Origin of the sequence: Mesorhizobium sp. WSM4313 (genome assembly GCF_002294725.1) — a bacterium.
Lineage (GTDB): Bacteria > Pseudomonadota > Alphaproteobacteria > Rhizobiales > Rhizobiaceae > Mesorhizobium.
This window is the reverse complement of sequence record NZ_NSFT01000030.1, coordinates 1-14,667: the sequence shown is the minus strand read 5'-3', so window position 1 is coordinate 14,667 and position 14,667 is coordinate 1. Positions and strand designations below refer to the sequence as shown.

Here is a 14,667-nt window from a genome sequence, read left to right as displayed (position 1 = left end):
TGAACTGCGGACGTCGCGGCAAAAATTTGCCCCCAAAAGAAGTCAGGATCAAGCTGTTGATGGGTCGAACAACCGCCGCATATACAATGGGCTTCATCACGCTGTTGGCAACGCAGTATGGACGTCGGCAAAAAAAAGCAAAAAACAAACCAGCGGTTGTCGATTTTTGAGCTCGAGGCACTGCGGGAAGCTTTCAGGCGGTCCGTTCGCGAGAATGACGTCGCGGAAGCGGAATGGGCGCAACACGCCGAGCTTTTCGTCAAAAGAGCGCTCCAAGAAGACGGCCGTCTTACACGAGTTTGAGCGTTCGGGCGCCTGGAGCGATTCCAGGAAAAGTCTGCGCGTTTTTCAGCCTTGGAGTTGCGGCACCGCGGCGTCCAACCGGTCGGACCATTGCGCCGGCGCATAGGACCTCAGCAACAATTGCGGGCGCAGCGGGAAACCGACACTCTATCCCTGCGCCGGCTCCCCCCAAGGAAACCCAAAGGTCGGCGCTTCAGCCCGGCTTGCCAGTCAAAGAGCCGTACTCTTTTACCGCCAAGGCAAGCCGGGCTACCCCAACCGCCGGTCCGGCACTTTCCGCTCGTATGTCGCACCAGTTGCAGCGTTGCGCGGTGCCGCCAGCCTAGCCCCACGGGTCATTGCAATGCGCAGAGGGTCATCCGCTTTCGCGGAACGAAAAGGGGGGTCGGCGCGTTTTCCGCCGCGATGTCGAGGACTCCTCACCATCACAAGGCCGAAAGCCCTTTTCAGGCTTCCGAGGCGGAGCGCCTGGCGCGTGCGCAAAAGAATGCCAGGCTGAAGGATCTTCGCACCCACGCTTCATGGCTCGTGCTCGATCCGCAGGCTCACTTCCAGGAGGTGATCGACTGTTCGGCATTGCTCGGCGACCTGCCGATCCGAAAGGTCGCCCGCGACGATTAGGAATTCCGTGCCTTTCAGGCTTCAGGCGGGCTGTAGCCGGACGGCGTCCTGTCGGGATATCTCGATCAGTCGCGCGATCGCCAATGGCGCCATCAGCGCAAAGAACGCCGTGACATCGAGGAGGATCGACCGCGCCAGATCGAACCCGCTGTGGTCGTAGCAAACTGCGAATTGCATCACGCCTGACCCTTTTGACCCTGCACACTGCGCATGTGGTTTCGCGCGCGCCAAAAGCATGACCCTGATTTACAACAAATACAAGATGTCGCTAATCTAAAGATAGCCGCGACAGGCCAATGCAATCGACGCCGTCTGGTCGGGGCCCCGAAGCATTCAGGCTGGCTTTGGCCAGAACAGCCAAGTGAGCGCCAGCGCCGCCAGGACCCAGAGCGCGATCATGAAAGCGAGCCCGGCCTTGCTCACCGGCTTCTCGCGTCTCACCGCCTCTTCGCGGAATTCCTGCATCAAATCGGCCGGGACCAGCTTGACCGCGAGCATGATGCCGACAGGCACGATCACCAAGTCGTCCAGGTAGCCGATGATGGGGATGAAGTCCGGGATAAGGTCGACGGGGCTCAGCGCATAGGCCGCGACCGCACCCGCTGTGGCTTTTGCATACCAGGGGACACGCGGATCGCGGGCCGCAATCCACAGCGCCACCACATCGCGCTTGATCCCTCGCGCCCATTGCTTTGCCGAGTCGAAAGCCGACATGCGCCTATTCTATAGCTGTGCGGGTCTTGAGGCCATTCAGCGATGGCCGGCTCGGCCCCTCAGGCGCAATCCTTCAGCTCGACAACCTCGACGCCGAGGCGGAAGGCCTGGCCATCGGCATAGGAGCGCGCATATTGCTCGGCTTCGAATGGAAAGATGAGCGTTGTGCCGTAGGCGGTGACGCGCACCGTCCACTTCTGGCCTCTGACGAGTTCAACGCCGTGAAGCTTCGCCGTAACCATCTCACCCTCCTCAGATCCGGCACTTCAGCGACATTCGCATAACGTCGCGAAAGTCATTTGAATACAAATAATCCGACTCAATCGTGTCGTTACGGTGTCGCTTCCGACATTGGGTCGTTCGCGTCCGTGAAATGGTTCACCGACAGCGGTGCTTTTTGCGGGCGCGACCGGACAGCATGGCCTGCTCGGAACCGCGAAAGCCCAAGGCGGATTAGAGTCCTGGCTCACAAGGAGACCGCCATGATCCGCAAGCTGAAATCCGGCGAATATCGGCTCTATTCGCGCAAAGTCGATCCCAGAACCGGCAAGCGCCGCAACCTGGGCACCTTCAAGTCCCGCGAAGCGGCAGAAAAGCACGAACGCGAGGTGCAGTATTTCAAGCGTCACTAAAGCAATCCACCCGCTTCACGGCGAGGAGGATCGCGCCGCAGCCACCGGTTTACCCGTGTGGTCTCGGCGGGGTGCGCGGGCGAGGGTGGCCGGGCACGTTGGAGCCGATATGGTCGAGGTCGCAACGCCTCGTCACCATTTCGACCGAGTTGGTGTCGACCGTCACGCGTCCCAGCACCTGCACGGTCGTGCGTCCGAGATCCTCGTCGACATGCACGACGTCGCCTTCGAGTCTGAGCTTGTCGCCTGGCTTGGCATTGGGCTCGGCCATCGAATAATTATGACCATCGCCGTCGAGCTTCAGCATCACGCGGTCCTTGATGCGCTCGATCACGGTGGCGATGACAGCCACCCGGTCGCCTATCTCCACTGCGGGCCGTGTCATTGCGGCCTCCTTTCGCGCGGTCTCTGGCCGCCGGAGCCGCCTGGCCCCACGTAGGTGGCGGCAGCCGCTAAAATAAACGGCAAACCAAGCATTTGGTTGCCGCGGGGCTGCCGCTCGCCGCAGCCGGTTGATCACATGAAATCGGGATTTCGCGGCAGAGACTGCCCCGCGGGCCAAGGACCTGCTGCGTCGGCGAGCATCTGCCAGCGGGCACGCTCGGCTGGGCGGCGAGTCCAGCCCTGCCGCGGGCTAGCCTCGAGAGTTCGAGGCGCATTGTCTATTGGCAATATCCTACCCTGGGGGATAGGATATTGCCATGACGATACACAGCTCCCATCCCGATATCATCGCCCGACTCAAGCGAGCGCATGGCCATCTCGCTGCCGTGCTCACCATGTTCGAGCAGGGCCGGTCCTGCCTTGATCTCGCGCAACAGCTCCATGCCGTCGAAAGCGCGGTCGGCAATGCCAAGCGCGAGCTGATCCACGACCATATGGAGCATTGCCTTGTCGAAGGCGGCGAACCGACCAGGGACACGCTCAAAGAGCTGAAGCAGCTCACCAAATATCTGTGAGGCGGCGATGTGGGAAAAAGCGCTCGACTGGTTCGGCTTCGGTGCGCACGGACATCATGGCGGCCACGGCAATGACCATACTCATGGCGTGATCGACGCGACCATCGCCACCACAGACCGCGGTATCTGGGCGATCAAGTGGTCGTTCGTGATTCTCGCGGTCACGGCCGCGCTGCAGATCGTCGTCGTGATGCTCTCGGGCAGCGTGGCCCTGCTTGCCGACACCATTCACAACGTCGCCGACGCGACCACCGCCATCCCGCTTTGGATCGCTTTTGTGCTCGTGCGCCGCAAACCGACCAGGACCTTCACCTACGGCCTCGGCCGGGTCGAGGATCTCGCTGGCATCATCATCGTGCTCATCATCCTGGCGAGCGCGCTGGTGGCCGGATACGAGGCGATCAATCGCCTGTTCAACCCGCAGCCGGTGCATTTCCTTGGCTGGTTGGCCGTCGCCGGCATCATCGGTTTCCTCGGCAATGAAGCGGTGGCGGTTTTTCGCATCCGTGTCGGTCGCCAGATCAACAGCGCGGCGCTGGTTGCTGACGGCTATCACGCCCGCACCGACGGCCTCACCAGCCTTGCCGTCGTTGCCGGCGCGGCCGGCGTCTGGCTCGGCCTTCTGCTCGCCGATCCGATCATCGGCCTGCTCATCACCGTCACCATTTTCGCTATCGTCTGGCAATCGGCGCGCTCGGTGCTGACCCGCATGCTGGACGGCGTCGAGCCCGGCCTCGTTGACGAGATTCACCACGCCGCCGACCATGTCGCCGGGATCGAAAAGGTAGCCGACGTCAAGGCCCGTTGGCTCGGCCACAAGCTGCATGTCGACGTTACGATCGCGGTCAATGACGGCCTGTTGCTTGCCGCCGCGAACAACATCGCCGCATCGCTCAAGGCCGAGCTCTTCGCGCACATCCCGGCGCTCGACGTCGCCACGGTGCACTTTGCCGAGTTGGAGACGGAGGCCGGCCACCATCATGCGCCGGATCCGTTCCTTGTCGACGGCAAGCTAGCCAGCGGGCTGCTCGAAATCGTCGACACGCCGCAGGGCGAGCGCATGCGGCTGCGCCTGTCGCGTCACGCCGAGGGCCTGCGGGCGAACGTCGCTATTGAAAGGGCGGACGGTGCGGTCGAAAGCCTGCCGCTGTCTCCGGTCGGCGGCGACCATCATTATCTGCAGAGCCTGGTCGCGCCGACCGAACCGCATGAATTCAGCGCCAGGCTGCAACTGGCGGCCGGTCCCGACACCGAGGATTTGCCCTTCGCCATGGCCGAACCGCAAGGTCACCATCACGAGCGCGCGCATGGATGATAGGGTGACGGCGCAGGCTTCGGAAAGGGCATGGCTGGTGGTGGGGATTCGATAAGCCGGATAAAAGACGATCATTGCCCGAGCTCAACGCGATCGGCCAGGCGACGCCGAAGGGAAAGCGGATGGCTGCTATTGTACTCTTTCACTCGGCGCTGGGCCTTCGGGCGGTGGAGCATCAAGCTGCTGAGCGCATGCGAAACACGGGGTACGATGTTGTGACGCCGGACCTCTACGCAGGGCTGACTGCGGCATCGGTCGACGACGGGCTTGACTTGATGAGCCATGTTGGGTGGGAGACCATCTGCGACCGCGCCAGGGTGGCGCTCCTCCAGATTTCTCCAGACGCGGTGCTCGCTGGCCATTCCATGGGAGCTGGCGTGATCAGTGCCGTTTGGTCAGAACGAGTCGCTGCCGCCGGCATTGTGCTGCTGCATGGCCTTGCTGATATTCCCAGCAATGTTCGCCGACACGTCCCGGTCGCGGTCCACGTCGCCGACCCAGATGCATTTGCTCAGCCAGAACAAGTTGCCGACTGGTCGGCGTCGGCGAAGCGCCGCCACGTCAGGGCAGAAATTTTCACCTATCCGGGGATCGGCCATTTCTACACCGATCAAGCGCTGCCGGATTACGATGCGTCCGCAGCCGAGCTCACATGGTTGCGCGTTCAGGCTTTCCTGAAAACGATCGCACGCAAGACCGGGAGCGGTTCGGTGATTCCGTGAAACGCTGAACCGTTCTAAGCGGCGCCGGCTCGCGGAGCGGGTGAACGGAAAATCGACCATGCGGCGGCGCCGAGCGCCGCCACCGTGGCGAGGATCACCGCAAGGCTCGGCAAGTGGAAGAAGATGTCGCGCCATCTGGGCTCGACGACCGCGCCGGTGCTGAAGGCCTCGCCGCTATACTGGCACAGGATCCACGACGCGCCGCTACGCACCATCTCGGCATCGATGTCCGAGATCAGCGCCTTCGCCTCGCGCCCGGCCGCGGGCATCATCGCCATATAGGTGAGCAGCGCCTTGGCGGCGGCGAGATAGGCGTGGCTGCATTCGTTGAACGGGCTTTCCTCGTCGCCGAGGCTGCCCGGCATCAAGCCCCAGAGGCAATAGGTGAATTGCAGATTGCCTTGATTGTAGAGCCGCCGGAAGGTCGGGTCGGTCGCGGTCTGGCGCTGGGCGAGGTCGAGGATCTCGCCGCGATAGCGCGCGATGACGGCCATCTGGCCGTGGGTCAGGCTGGGGATCTGGATGCCGGGAGGAGGCGGGGCCGAGGATCCGCCATGCGCCTGCGCGGATGTGGCGGCCAGAAATGCGAGCAGCGCCGCAACCGAGCAATTCCAGGAAAAGTGTGCGGCGGTTTTCCGTCCGGAATTGCGAGAAAACGAAAGACCAAAGTGGCTCTGCGGTCGTACCGACCGTTGAGCCGCTTTGGCCGCCAGGGCGCAGAACCGTGGCGGCCAACGCATCGGATTTCAGGCGTAGCGGCGTGCCGGGCTGCGCTGGTCGCGCACCGCGACCACGCGTTCGGCAACCGCGCCGAAGCCGAGCCCGACGACGGTCCACAGCACCAGCTGGATGCCGAGCGAGGCGACGCGGAATTGCCACAGCACGGTCGCCGAGAAGTTCTCCGGCACTTCGTTGATGTCGGGCAGCGCCGCCTTCACCAGCGCGAAGACGAAGAGGAAGGCGAGGCCCGCGACGATCGAGGCGTTCCAGGCGCCGAGCCGGTTCCACAGCCGCTGCGCCAGGCCGATCGCCGCCACCATCGCCGCGATCGAGACGACAATCATGATGAAGAACAGCTCGGTGCGGTAGCCGATCGTTTCGGCATTGCCGACTGCGGGCGGGCTGGCCGGGTATTTGAGGCCGGGGACCACGATCACGGCCAGGAAGCCGAGTGCCGCGATCAGCGCCGAGGTGCCGCGCGGTCCGAGCGAGCCCAGCCGGCCATAGGCATAGGCGAAGACCAGCGAGAACAGCCCGCCAAGCGCGGCGCCATAGATCAGCACGCCGGTTGCCAGGCCGATGCCGGCTTGCGTGGCGCGGCTGACCATCTCGGGCTCCGGCGCCCCGCCGGCGGCCTGGGCCTGCTGTTCCTCGAAGGCGATCGCCTTGTCGACCTGCGGCTCGCCATAGACGCGGGCGAAGGCGAACGCCAGAATCCCGGCGACCAGCCCGACAAGCATGCCGCGCAGCAAAAGTTTTCCAACCATGTCACCAATCCCTCCAAGCAATTCCAGGAAAAGTGCGTAGCGGTTTTCCGTCCGGAATTGCGTTAAGCCAACCAAGCAATTCCAGGAAAAGTGCGTAGCGGTTTTCCGTCCGGAATTGCGTTAAGCCAACCAAGCAATTCCAGGAAAAGTGCGCAGCGGTTTTCCGTCCGGAATTGCGTTGGATCAGAATCGAAAGCGGGTTCAGCGATGCTGAACCGCTTTAGTGGCAGGGGAAGCCGAGCAGGTGGCGGCCGTCATGCACGAATTCGTGCACATAGGTGCCGCGGATCAGCGAGGTGGCGCCTTCTTCCGCGCCGACGAAATAGATCGCCAACATCAAAAGCAGTCCGCCGAGGATGGCCCAGGGCAGAAGCTCGCGGACCGGAATCGCAACCGGGCCGTAGCTGGGGGCGAAGGTGGTGTCGGACATATTGACCTCCCTTGGGATACTGCGTCCCGTTGATCGAACGATGCTGCGGAATAAGGCCTGACTTTCGGCTGGTGCCGATCACAGTGGCGCGACCGTGCCGGACTCGCACCGGCTTCCAATCCCGTATAGCACTAAGACACTTGTCAGCACTTCGTTCGCCTGTCAACGACATGTAATGGCGGCACGGCTTCGTGAGGCCTGTTTTTCGCTGGGCCACGGAGTTTTTCATGCTTGTCCGCCTGACGATGATCGCAAGCGGAGCGACGGCCGGCATGCGCAAGGGCCGCTTTCCGAACGATGAGCCGCCGGAGCCGCGCGCCCTCGATCGCGCCGGCGCGCTGGCCGCTTCGCTGCGTCCCGCCGACCGTATCTGGACAAGCCCGGCGCTGGCCGCGCGGCGGACGGCCGAGGCGCTCGGCCTTGACGCGGCGATCGAGCCGCTGCTTGCCGAGCAGGATTTCGCACGCTGGGCCGGCAAAGGCTTCGAAGAGGTGCAGGCCGAGGATCCGGAAGGCATGGCGGCCTGGTTCGCCGACGCAGACGCGGCGCCCCATGGTGGTGAATCGGTCGCCGACGTCGCCCGGCGGAGTGCTGCGCTGATGGAGAGGCTGGCCGGCGAAAGCGGTCACATCGTCACGGTGACGCATGCCGTGCCGATCCGCGCCGCCATGGCGCATGTGCTCGGCGCACCGCTTTCATCGGTCTGGAAGATCGACATCGAGCCGCTGTCGCTCACCGAGTTCCGCTGTGATGGCCGCCGCTGGGTGCTGCGCGCGAGCGGCGTCACTGTCGCCGGCTGAACGCCCGGGCGTGAACGCTTCATCCGTGAACCCGGCCGGCATATCAAGCCGGCACACCACTGTTTCAGTGATCGCTAACGGAACGGAAACGCCTCGTTGCTATCGTGCTTTCCCATGGCGAGGAGAGCCTTGCCTGAGGAGCCCGCCGGATATGGCCAATTTTCCCGAGATCGAACGCCGTCTTCATGCGCGCGAATTCGTGCTCAAGGAAGCCACGATCATCGCCGCCGGCGTCAGGGTCGGCTGCTCGGTCAGAAATCAGCACGAACAGGGCGCGGAATTGCGCGTCGGTGCCAATGTGGAGATCCCGGATCGCTTTCTGCTCGAGGTCCCGGCCGACGATACGGCCTATCGCGCTTTGGTGCGGTGGCGGCGCAACGACCGCGTCGGCGTGGCGCTCTACAGCAACGCGCCAAAGGACTGATGCTCAAAGGTAGCGGCGCACGCCCGCCCTGTAGGCGCGGTAGGGTTCGCCGAACTTGCGTTCCAGATAGGCCTCTTCGCGCAGCACCACGCCGTAATGCAGGATGGGGAAGCTCGCGATGGTCGCGATGACGGCCCACCAACTGTCAAAGAGCAGCCCGATCCCGAGAAGCAGTCCCATCAGGCCGACATAAAGCGGGTTGCGGGTGAAGCCGAACGGGCCGCCGGTGATGATCGCGGTGGTCGGCAGCATTGGGTTCACATTGGTGCCGCCGCGCAACATCGTCGAGCGTCCCCAGGCGATGATCGCAACCGCCAGCGCTGCCAGCACTATGCCGAGCACGATGGTCAGCGGGCGGCCGCCGATCGCCAGCGGCCAGACATAGCGCAGCGCCAGCATCGCGATCAGCGCCACGAGAAAGAGCAGCGGCGGAAACACCGCCACGCCCGGATTGTCCGCTTTGTCATCCATAGCCACCTTCATCGACCAGACGCCATTGCCGCCACTATGCACGGACGCGCATCGTCCAGCAATTCGTGACTTGATCCTGCCTAGGCGATGTGCAGCCCGGCATATCGGGAACACAACCGTGGCGCGCGCGTTCACTATCGCCGATCGACAGGGATTGCGCGGATGAGCAAGACAGCCGTTTGGGTGGCGCTGATCGCCATCGTTCTCGTTGGCCTCTATTTGTTGCAGGCCAATGGCATGATCCGGTTCTGATCAGGGCGGCGCGTCACCATTAGCGGGCTCAACAGCAGCGACTCCCTCCGCACCCGCTCGCTGCCTTCTGTTCTTCCAGCCAGCGGTCGCGCGGCTTGCAGCTTGACGGCCGTGGCGACAGCTCGACCTCAACCGTCCCGCCAACAAGGCTCGGCTGGGCTGCCCGGTGCAATTCCATCGGGCGAACGCCGTCGCTGACCTCGAAGGTCAGCTTCGCCGCCTGATCGAGAGCGACATAGTCCGAAACCTTGCGGATGATCGCGGCGAATTTGCCGGCTGGCATATGGACCGGTCCGCCTTCGTCCACGTCCCACAGCTGGACGAATATCTCCGACCATGATTCCGGATTTGCTTCGCAATCCAGCGCTGCGAACTGTCCAGCCTTCACCTCGGTGACATGGTACCCTGGCTTTACCGGCCGCCCGCCGTAGCGGAAAACCAGCGGCTTGTCCTTGTAATCGGCCAGCGCCGCCAGCAGTTCGCCGATGGTCAGGTCGGAGGGGTCCATAGGAGCGATGTTTTTCAGATTGTCAGAAGAGAGCATGTCGGCTATTCCTCATTTCAATATTTCAAGGATTGTTGAAACGTGGATGAACGTCAAGCCCTGACCGCCTTTGGCGCGCTGTCGCAGGAAACACGGCTGCGCCTGCTGCGGCTGCTGGTCGTTGCCGGCCCGGAAGGCATTGCCGCCGGCTCGCTCGCCGAGCAGGTCGAGGTCTCGCCGTCCAATGTCAGCTTCCACCTCAAGGAACTTGAGCGCGCCGGTCTCGTGACCGCGCGGCGTGATGCCCGCTCGATCGTCTACAGCGCCGAGTTCGACGCGCTGTCCGGATTGATCCGCTTCCTGATGGAGGATTGCTGCTCGGGCCGGCCGGAAATCTGTGCGCCGGCGCTTGCGGCATCTTGCTGCCAGCCGGGCGAGGAGAGTCGGCAATGACCGTCACGCCCGCTACCCAACTCCCATTGTCCAATCCAGGGTCGACCGATGAACACTTTCGATCTGCCGCGCCGGTTCGCGGCTGAAGCCCTCGGCACCGGTCTGCTGGTGGCGACCGTCGTTGGCTCCGGCATCATGGCCGAGACGCTGACGCATGACACCGCGCTGGCGCTGCTTGGCAACACGCTAGCAACCGGCGCCATGCTGGTGGTGTTGGTCACCGTGCTCGGGCCGATCTCCGGCGCGCATCTCAATCCGGCCGTTTCGCTGGTGTTTTGTCTCAACCGGTCGCTGCCTGCTCGCGATCTCCCTGCCTATCTGTTCGCGCAGGTCGTCGGCGGAATCGCCGGCACGATCGCCGCGCATCTCATGTTCGCTTTGCCGGTACTGGAGGTCGCGACGAAACTGCGTGCCGGGCCGGCGCAATGGTTCTCGGAAGTGGTCGCGACATTCGGCCTTGTCGCCGTCATTCTCGCTGGCCTCCGCTTCGAGCGGCGGGCCGTGCCGTGGCTGGTCGGGCTCTATATCACAGCGGCCTATTGGTTCACGGCATCCACTTCCTTCGCCAATCCCGCCGTCGCCGTGGCGCGCTCACTCACCAACACTTTTTCCGGCATCAGGCCGCTCGATCTGCTCGGCTTCGTCGTCGCCGAATTGCTCGGTGCCCTGATCGCGCTCGCGTTGATGGGCTGGCTGCTGCGGCCCGCGGCCACTCCACAACCCTTGAAAGCAGAGCCATGACGGTCACGATCTATCACAACCCCGACTGCGGCACCTCCCGCAACACGCTCGCCATGATCCGCGCCAGCGGCGAAGACCCTGTCGTGATCGAATACCTCAAGACGCCGCCGGGCCGCAAAAGGCTGCTCGAACTGATCGCCGCGATGGGGATTTCTGCGCGCGAGTTGTTGCGGGAGAAGGGCACGCCTTACGCCGAACTCGGCCTCGCCGATCCGAAATGGAGCGACGATGAGCTGATCGATTTCATGCTCGCCCATCCGATTCTCATCAACCGGCCCGTCGTCGAGACGCCGAAAGGGACAAAACTGTGCCGGCCGTCGGAAGCGGTGCTGCCGCTGCTCGACAATCCGGTGCGGGAGTTCGTCAAGGAGGATGGCGAGAAGGTCGCCTATCCGTCAGGGCAAGCCTGATTGGAAGCCACCGCGCCCATCGTACACAACCGCCGCGTCCTCGTTACGGCTCTTGGCATCACGCAGATTCTCGCCTGGGGATCATCCTACTACCTGCCCGCGGTGCTTGCCGCGCCGATTGCTAGAGATACCGGTTGGTCGTTCACCTCGGTCGTTGCCGGGCTATCCTGCGGGCTCCTGCTTGCCGGGCTGGTGTCCCCCGTCACCGGGCGGCTGATCCAGCGCCACGGTGGGCGGCCGGTGCTTGCCGCCAGCTCGTTGCTGCTGGCGGCCGCGCATTCGCTGTTGGCGACGGCGACCGACTATCCTCTTTATCTGGCTGCATGGCTGCTCATGGGCTTGGGCATGTCGAGCGGCCTCTACGATGCCGGCTTCGCCACACTCGGCCGCCTCTATGGACAGAGCGCGCGCGGCGCCATCACCAACCTGACGCTTTTCGGCGGCTTTGCCAGCACCGTCTGCTGGCCGATCAGCGCCTTCCTTGTCGAGCATGGCGGCTGGCGCACCGCCTGCCTTGCCTATGCCGCGATCCATTTGGCAATCTGCTTGCCGCTCCATCTGTGGATAATACCGTCGCCTCCGGCCGCCGCGCCTGCGCCGGTCAAAGACAGGTCGAAAGAGGCATCGGCCACCGGCAGAGCGCGGGCGCGCTTCATTCTGCTGGCCTCCATTCAGACCTTGGCCGCACTGGTCGCGTCCATGCTCTCCGTGCATCTGCTGACGCTGCTGCAATTGCGCGGCGCGAGCCTGGCAGCCGCCGTCGGACTTGGCGCGCTGGTCGGCCCTTCACAAGTCGGCGCTAGGGTGGCGGAGCTGCTGATCGGCCGCAACCAGCACCATCCGATCTGGACGATGCTGACATCCGTGACGCTGCTTGCCGCCGGAATCTGGCTGCTGCTGACGAGCCAGACTTTCGTTGCTCTCGCCTTGATCCTTTATGGCGCGGGTAACGGCATCCATACGATCGCGCGCGGCGCGCTGCCGCTGGTGCTGTTCGACCCGCAGCAATACGCGGTGCTGATGGGCAAGCTCGCGACGCCCAGCCTCATCGTCCAGGCGGCGGCTCCGTCCGTTGGAGCGCTGCTTCTTGGCACGGGCGGCGCCAATCTTGTCCTGGCCACGCTGGCGCTCGCGGCAACGCTCAACGCGGGGCTGTGTATTTGCCTGCTTGCGAGCATGCGCCGCTGATCCTTGAAGCGGTTCATCGCCCCACGAAATCGCCGATCTGTCCCGGGCTTTCTCGCCGCTCCAGGGGGAACCCGCCACACATTTTTGACGCGACGGTAATCCGCGTGACGCTCGTCAGGCGACAAACGAATACCGCGCCGCGCAAAAAACCCGACCCGGCAATTGCCGGGTCGGGTTTTCTTGATTGATTCACAGTCGCAAAGCGTCCCTGTTTAGTCGCGATGCTCCGGCATCGCCTTGAGCTGATCCTTCGTCCAGCTGGTGACGGCATGCACGTCGCCGTCCTCGTCGCGCATGAAATCGAGCTGGCTGGCGGTGACGGCCACCGGCTTGGCGCCGATGCCGAGAAAGCCGCCGACATCGATGACGACTTGGCTGCCGTGCAGGTGGTCGACCGAGCCGATCTTCTCGTCATCCGGGCCGTAGATGGTGGCGCCTTCGAGGATGTCGGGCGTCAGCTCGGCACTGGTCAGTCTTACGTGGCTGGTGTGGTCCATGGCGCATCTCCTGTGGTTGTACAGGGATGAACCTCTGATCGGGGCGAGGGTTCCGCCGACGGAGCGAAAAGCGAGCGCTGCTCAGCAAAGCGCTGCCCAGCCCGTCACGACGACGAGGACAAGCGTGACCAGCGCTCCGGAGACATAGAGGATCGTCCTGACGCTGCCGCCCTTGGCGGCGTTGCCGCCGCGCAGGTAGATGATCATGTGGACGAGACGTAGCGCCAAGTGAACCCAGACGAGCACGGCGAGCGTCACCGGCTCGACGCCGACCATCGTCGCCAGCAACACGGGCACGACGAAGGGCGCGAGCGCCTCGACCGAGTTCATGTGGACGCGATCGATCCGGTAAAGAGAGTTGTCGTCGTCCGCCGGGATCACCGGCCCTGAAAGCTTGCCTGCAAAACCCTTGGACGAGCCTGAGTAGATCGCCAGCGCGACCGAAAGGAGGCAGAGCGCAAGCACGCCGAGGGTGCTCAACCAATAGGATTCCATTGTTTCCAGTGCTCCTCCGATCGCCACCATGCGGGCCATGCCCCCAGGGGGGGTGCCGCTGTCAGGCCGCCCGGGCAAAAAGCGCCTGGAACCGCTGCAGGTAGAGCGGCCAGCCCTGATCGCCGTCGACTCCGCTGCGTACGCCTTCCCAGCCTTGGCCATGCCGTTCGATATGGCGGTGCTCGATTTCGACCCGGGTCCGGTTTTCCGCCTCGGCCGTGAAGCGGACCTCCCACTCGCTCGTCCTGGCGAGGTCGGTTTCGATCTGCCAACGCGGGCTGATGTCCCAGCTCAGAAGCAGCCGGTCGGGCGGATCGTAGGCCAGCACGCGGGCGAAGCGGCACTCTGAGCCGTCGACCCCGCGGTCGTAGACGTGGCCGCCTACGTGCGGCTCGAAGATCGTTTCCGCGATCGGCACGGCAAGCAGATTGTGCTCGCGCGGCTTGAAGCTGCCGAAATCCTCGGTGAACACTTTGAAGGCGCGCGCGATCGGAGCCTCGACGACGACGGAATGCCTTACGGGAGCAGGTGCCGGTTGCTTGATCATGTCTCGTCCTTTGTCGGTTGCTCGACGGCCAGCTTGTAGGCCGCGAGCGTCTTCACCCAGAACTGGTCGATCTCCGCGCGAAACGCCGCGAGCCCGTCCGGATCGATCCGGTAAATGCGCTCCTTGCCGAAGCGCGTATCAGCCACCAGCCCGGCATCCTTGAGCACCTTCAGATGCTGCGAGACGGCCGGCCGCGTCACGGGCAGCGCATTGGCGAGCCCGCTGACCGAACTGGGTCGGTCGACCAGCAGTTCGAAGATCGTGCGTCGCGTCTGATCGCCGAGCGCAGTCCAGTATTTCGCGTTAGTAGTCACTAACACGAAAATTAGGACGGTGCGTCTGACCTGTCAACCCGGATGGAGAGTGCCACCTGTGGCCGGTCCGATTGGCTGGCCAACCGCCTCTTGATGCAAGATTTTCCGTTCATTTCCGTGAAATCAGCGCAAACGCCGGGGATTGGTGGAGGCCGCCCCAACCTCGTCATTCCAGGGCGGAGCAGCCGCGAAGCGGCGTCGCGCAGACCCTGGAATCCTGTGTGTTGGTTCTGGTGTATGGTTGAAGTGGGAAGGAGACCGAATGAATCCTGGTCGTCCTCTCGGACAGGCCGTGGCATGGCTCGGTCCCTTCCCACCGGTGAACCATCAACCTGAACAGTTGCACGGGGCTGTTCCAAGCAGACCCCGCACCACAGGAAGAGGCGTGGACATGATAATGCAGAACTA

25 protein-coding genes and 1 riboswitch are annotated in these 14,667 nt (G+C 63.6%); of the genes, 12 read left to right on the top strand and 13 right to left on the bottom strand.

Annotation, left to right across the window (positions count from 1 at the left end):
- Positions 1–117 precede the first annotated feature (117 nt).
- The gene (locus tag CK219_RS30035) at positions 118–303 is read left to right on the top strand and encodes a hypothetical protein (RefSeq protein ID WP_095770094.1); all 186 of its coding nucleotides are present in this window, start codon (positions 118–120) and stop codon (positions 301–303) included.
- Positions 304–708: 405 nt separating this feature from the next.
- Positions 709–924, top strand: coding sequence for a hypothetical protein (locus CK219_RS30030; protein WP_095770093.1), 216 nt, complete (start codon positions 709–711; stop codon positions 922–924).
- 21 nt (positions 925–945) lie between these two features.
- Here the strand turns inward: CK219_RS30030 and CK219_RS31910 are convergent, their stop codons facing one another.
- The 3 genes from CK219_RS31910 to CK219_RS30015 all read right to left on the bottom strand — a co-directional run bounded on the left by CK219_RS31910 (position 946) and on the right by CK219_RS30015 (position 1,880).
- A complete protein-coding gene (locus CK219_RS31910; RefSeq protein WP_176477196.1) occupies positions 946–1,101 on the bottom strand; it encodes a hypothetical protein in 156 nt (51 codons plus the stop codon).
- 156 nt (positions 1,102–1,257) lie between these two features.
- Positions 1,258–1,638 (bottom strand): YkvA family protein, encoded by a 381-nt coding sequence (locus CK219_RS30020; protein WP_095770091.1) that lies wholly within the window; start codon positions 1,636–1,638, stop codon positions 1,258–1,260.
- A 59-nt stretch (positions 1,639–1,697) separates the two neighbouring features.
- Positions 1,698–1,880 carry a hypothetical protein gene (locus tag CK219_RS30015; RefSeq protein WP_036258067.1) on the bottom strand — a complete coding sequence of 61 codons (183 nt, stop codon included), beginning with the start codon at positions 1,878–1,880 and terminating at the stop codon, positions 1,698–1,700.
- A 240-nt stretch (positions 1,881–2,120) separates the two neighbouring features.
- On the opposite strand from CK219_RS30015, the gene CK219_RS30010 reads away from it, so the two are divergent.
- The gene (locus tag CK219_RS30010) at positions 2,121–2,270 is read left to right on the top strand and encodes a hypothetical protein (RefSeq protein WP_095770090.1); all 150 of its coding nucleotides are present in this window, start codon (positions 2,121–2,123) and stop codon (positions 2,268–2,270) included.
- A 49-nt stretch (positions 2,271–2,319) separates the two neighbouring features.
- On the opposite strand, the gene CK219_RS30005 is transcribed toward CK219_RS30010, so the two are convergent.
- The gene (locus CK219_RS30005) at positions 2,320–2,655 is read right to left on the bottom strand and encodes a hypothetical protein (RefSeq protein ID WP_140846805.1); all 336 of its coding nucleotides are present in this window, start codon (positions 2,653–2,655) and stop codon (positions 2,320–2,322) included.
- A gap of 316 nt (positions 2,656–2,971) precedes the next feature.
- Here CK219_RS30005 and CK219_RS30000 point away from each other — a divergent pair, with 316 nt between their 5' ends.
- The 3 genes from CK219_RS30000 to CK219_RS29990 all read left to right on the top strand — a co-directional run bounded on the left by CK219_RS30000 (position 2,972) and on the right by CK219_RS29990 (position 5,266).
- Positions 2,972–3,229: a metal-sensing transcriptional repressor gene (locus tag CK219_RS30000; RefSeq protein WP_040973109.1), complete on the top strand. Its 258-nt coding sequence runs from the start codon at positions 2,972–2,974 to the stop codon at positions 3,227–3,229.
- 7 nt (positions 3,230–3,236) lie between these two features.
- On the top strand, positions 3,237–4,544 hold the full coding sequence (locus CK219_RS29995) for a cation diffusion facilitator family transporter (protein ID WP_095770088.1): 1,308 nt from the start codon (positions 3,237–3,239) through the stop codon (positions 4,542–4,544).
- Between the two features lie 74 nt (positions 4,545–4,618).
- A complete protein-coding gene (locus CK219_RS29990; RefSeq protein ID WP_245340648.1) occupies positions 4,619–5,266 on the top strand; it encodes a dienelactone hydrolase family protein in 648 nt (215 codons plus the stop codon).
- 14 nt (positions 5,267–5,280) lie between these two features.
- Here CK219_RS29990 and CK219_RS29985 read toward each other — a convergent pair whose 3' ends face one another.
- The 3 genes from CK219_RS29985 to CK219_RS29975 all read right to left on the bottom strand — a co-directional run bounded on the left by CK219_RS29985 (position 5,281) and on the right by CK219_RS29975 (position 7,183).
- Positions 5,281–5,760, bottom strand: a complete 480-nt coding sequence (locus tag CK219_RS29985; RefSeq protein WP_095770087.1) for a hypothetical protein — start codon at positions 5,758–5,760, stop codon at positions 5,281–5,283.
- Positions 5,761–6,012: 252 nt separating this feature from the next.
- Positions 6,013–6,753: a CbtA family protein gene (locus CK219_RS29980; protein ID WP_095770086.1), complete on the bottom strand. Its 741-nt coding sequence runs from the start codon at positions 6,751–6,753 to the stop codon at positions 6,013–6,015.
- 220 nt (positions 6,754–6,973) lie between these two features.
- Positions 6,974–7,183 carry a CbtB domain-containing protein gene (locus CK219_RS29975; protein WP_095770085.1) on the bottom strand — a complete coding sequence of 70 codons (210 nt, stop codon included), beginning with the start codon at positions 7,181–7,183 and terminating at the stop codon, positions 6,974–6,976.
- Positions 7,184–7,327: riboswitch (adenosylcobalamin (AdoCbl) riboswitch) on the bottom strand. It abuts the gene before it with no gap.
- An 83-nt stretch (positions 7,328–7,410) separates the two neighbouring features.
- Here CK219_RS29975 and CK219_RS29970 point away from each other — a divergent pair.
- Together CK219_RS29970 and CK219_RS29965 are read left to right on the top strand one after the other, a co-directional pair.
- Entirely contained in the window at positions 7,411–7,983 is a 573-nt protein-coding gene (locus CK219_RS29970; protein ID WP_095770084.1) for a histidine phosphatase family protein, read from the top strand.
- A gap of 151 nt (positions 7,984–8,134) precedes the next feature.
- On the top strand, positions 8,135–8,407 hold the full coding sequence (locus tag CK219_RS29965) for a PilZ domain-containing protein (protein ID WP_095770083.1): 273 nt from the start codon (positions 8,135–8,137) through the stop codon (positions 8,405–8,407).
- Between the two features lie 3 nt (positions 8,408–8,410).
- Here the strand turns inward: CK219_RS29965 and CK219_RS29960 are convergent, their stop codons facing one another.
- Complete coding sequence (locus CK219_RS29960) at positions 8,411–8,878, bottom strand: isoprenylcysteine carboxylmethyltransferase family protein (protein ID WP_176477195.1); 468 nt, start codon at positions 8,876–8,878, stop codon at positions 8,411–8,413.
- Between the two features lie 280 nt (positions 8,879–9,158).
- Positions 9,159–9,674: a DUF6428 family protein gene (locus CK219_RS29955; RefSeq protein WP_095770081.1), complete on the bottom strand. Its 516-nt coding sequence runs from the start codon at positions 9,672–9,674 to the stop codon at positions 9,159–9,161.
- Positions 9,675–9,716: 42 nt separating this feature from the next.
- Here CK219_RS29955 and CK219_RS29950 point away from each other — a divergent pair, with 42 nt between their 5' ends.
- The 4 genes from CK219_RS29950 to CK219_RS29935 are packed head-to-tail and all read left to right on the top strand — an operon-like array spanning position 9,717 to position 12,406.
- A complete protein-coding gene (locus tag CK219_RS29950) occupies positions 9,717–10,067 on the top strand; it encodes a metalloregulator ArsR/SmtB family transcription factor (RefSeq protein WP_095770080.1) in 351 nt (116 codons plus the stop codon).
- 48 nt (positions 10,068–10,115) lie between these two features.
- Positions 10,116–10,808, top strand: coding sequence for an MIP/aquaporin family protein (locus CK219_RS29945; protein ID WP_095770079.1), 693 nt, complete (start codon positions 10,116–10,118; stop codon positions 10,806–10,808).
- Entirely contained in the window at positions 10,805–11,218 is a 414-nt protein-coding gene (gene arsC, locus CK219_RS29940) for an arsenate reductase (glutaredoxin) (RefSeq protein ID WP_095770078.1), read from the top strand. Before CK219_RS29945 ends, arsC begins: the two co-directional genes overlap by 4 nt.
- Positions 11,219–12,406, top strand: a complete 1,188-nt coding sequence (locus CK219_RS29935) for an MFS transporter (RefSeq protein WP_095770077.1) — start codon at positions 11,219–11,221, stop codon at positions 12,404–12,406.
- A gap of 212 nt (positions 12,407–12,618) precedes the next feature.
- Here the strand turns inward: CK219_RS29935 and CK219_RS29930 are convergent, their stop codons facing one another.
- From CK219_RS29930 to CK219_RS29915, 4 genes are all read right to left on the bottom strand, one after another.
- Complete coding sequence (locus tag CK219_RS29930) at positions 12,619–12,903, bottom strand: photosystem reaction center subunit H (RefSeq protein ID WP_095770076.1); 285 nt, start codon at positions 12,901–12,903, stop codon at positions 12,619–12,621.
- An 81-nt stretch (positions 12,904–12,984) separates the two neighbouring features.
- Positions 12,985–13,398: an MAPEG family protein gene (locus tag CK219_RS29925; protein ID WP_095770075.1), complete on the bottom strand. Its 414-nt coding sequence runs from the start codon at positions 13,396–13,398 to the stop codon at positions 12,985–12,987.
- Between the two features lie 61 nt (positions 13,399–13,459).
- Positions 13,460–13,945, bottom strand: coding sequence for an SRPBCC family protein (locus CK219_RS29920; RefSeq protein WP_095770074.1), 486 nt, complete (start codon positions 13,943–13,945; stop codon positions 13,460–13,462).
- Complete coding sequence (locus tag CK219_RS29915) at positions 13,942–14,259, bottom strand: metalloregulator ArsR/SmtB family transcription factor (RefSeq protein WP_176477194.1); 318 nt, start codon at positions 14,257–14,259, stop codon at positions 13,942–13,944. The genes CK219_RS29920 and CK219_RS29915 overlap by 4 nt, the downstream gene beginning before the upstream one ends.
- Positions 14,260–14,667: the final 408 nt, after the last annotated feature.